Source organism: Aporhodopirellula sallentina SM41 (assembly GCF_000346505.1).
GTDB classification, from domain to species: domain Bacteria; phylum Planctomycetota; class Planctomycetia; order Pirellulales; family Pirellulaceae; genus Rhodopirellula; species Rhodopirellula sallentina.
The window spans coordinates 1-1814 of the sequence record NZ_ANOH01000322.1 but is presented as its reverse complement, the minus strand read 5'-3'; the positions used below and the strand labels follow the sequence as shown (position 1 = coordinate 1814).

2 protein-coding genes and 1 pseudogene are annotated in these 1814 nt (G+C 57.1%); 2 read left to right on the top strand and 1 reads right to left on the bottom strand.

The annotated features are described in order from the left end of the window. Positions 1-403 (bottom strand): annotated as a pseudogene (locus RSSM_RS21335) (hypothetical protein); the annotation flags it as partial. A gap of 427 nt (positions 404-830) precedes the next feature. Between RSSM_RS21335 and RSSM_RS21330 the strand changes: the two are divergent. Further along, entirely contained in the window at positions 831-1361 is a 531-nt protein-coding gene (locus tag RSSM_RS21330; protein ID WP_008683792.1) for a MarR family winged helix-turn-helix transcriptional regulator, read from the top strand. Between the two features lie 62 nt (positions 1362-1423). Then, a partial coding sequence (locus tag RSSM_RS21325; protein ID WP_008683790.1) for an RICIN domain-containing protein occupies positions 1424-1814 on the top strand: 391 nt, incomplete at its 3' end.

The window sequence follows — 1814 nt, the reverse complement described above, 5'->3', positions numbered from 1 at the left end:
GCCGTTGTTGTCGGATCTCGGCGGGCGTCGGTGGTTCAGGCTCCGGTTCGGGTTCCGGCTGGACGACAGGCGGGGCCGGCGCGGGCGGTGGCAACGGAGCCGGTGGCTGGATCACGATGGTCGTCGAGGTCGGCTGAGGTGCCGGGGCGACTCGCTTGGGTGGCGTCCAAGGGACCGCCGTGTCGGATGTCGCCGGAAGAGCGAGCGGGCGAGGACGCCAGACCGCATGACCGTCCGAAGTTTCGGTTTCCGCCGAGGCAGTAGCCGTGCTCGTTGTCGATGTCCAGCTTTCTCCCAACGCGATCGAAGCCGATCCGGTTAGGTTCAGTGCCAGAGCCGCGACAAGGAGACGGCCGGCCGTTTTGCTGTTTTGAGTGTGCCCACAAGGGCTGCGCCGAAGCATATCGCGATCCATCGCTCTAGGTGAATTTCGTCCATGAAATACCAATTCTGATATCGTCCGGGCGTGCTCCGGTACTGGACACCAGAACGGGTGAAGAGAAAAACATCACCCGCTGGGCGAAGTGTAACTGGGATGACAGGTGCAACCGTGTCGACGCGAGCAATCGCGGCGAAGCAACTACATCGACTCACTCGGTCAGATTAAGCAGTCGTTAAAGTCGGCTCGTCTGGGAAGGTTTGACTCTCAGTGCGGATGGCGAAAACATCGCCTCGCGGGGCGTTGGGGCGTTGGGGCGTTGGGGCGTCGGCCTGCGATTCGGCACTGCGATTCGGCACTGCGTCGAAGCAGACTCCTGGGAGGCAACCGATTGTCCAAACCACGTGCTCGTCCCACTAGGGTGATTTATCTGTAATTCGAGATACTTGACTTGCAGATTGTTCGTCCCTACAGTTTTCGCATGCAAGATGATTTCATTGACAACTTGATGCAGCGTTGGCTTGCGAATCGGCCGGAACTGGACGTGAGTTCCGTGGCCGTGATTGGTCGGGCGATTCGGATCGCTGACGTTATGAAACGTGAGCTGAAAGAGATGCTGCGCCCTTACGGGCTGGAGGTTTGGGAGTTTGATGTACTCGCGAGCCTTCGCTGGGGTGGCAGCGAAGAGGGAATGACGCCCAAGGAATTGATGGAAGTGGTCATGGCGTCGTCTGGCACGATGACTCATCGGATCGATCGGCTGGAGAAAGCCGGTTTTGTCAAACGCGTTCCCAATCCGGACGACCGACGTTCCGTTCGCATTCAGCTGGCCAAACGCGGCATCGAAGTGGTCGAAAAATCGCTGACCGAACACATCGCTTCGGCGGACAACGCGGTCAGTGAACTATCACAACGAGAGCAACAACAGACCGCACGTGTTCTAAAAAAGATTCTCACGAAAATCGACCAACCCAAAGATTAGCCGACTGGCATTTCGTCAGGCGTCGCAGTGTATGATCCATCCACGGCACAGGAGCAGATCCCATGACAAAGGCAAAGTTGCCGATTGCTATTTTGATCGCAGCAACCATTGCCGGCGCTTTCGTGCTTTTACGTCCTCCCACTAGAACGATTGCACAAGACGTTGTTCACTCGCTGAATCCGGAATTCATGGATGCGGGTAACTTGGTGAAGCCCATCGTCAAGGAGATGCGAAAGCTGAGTGACGGTACCGAAGTGGAATGCTATGTCATCACCTGCGGTACGGTTCCACCAGAGCATCAGGTCGGCCCTTGGGTCCCCAAGCACGTTGACGACGGTAAAGACAAAGGCGGCATCTGGATCAAGGGTGGCCACGTCTACGATGTCGACGGGAAATTCGTCGCTCATTTGGATGAACTGTACGACGATCCCGAATGGAATCTCGTTCGCGAAG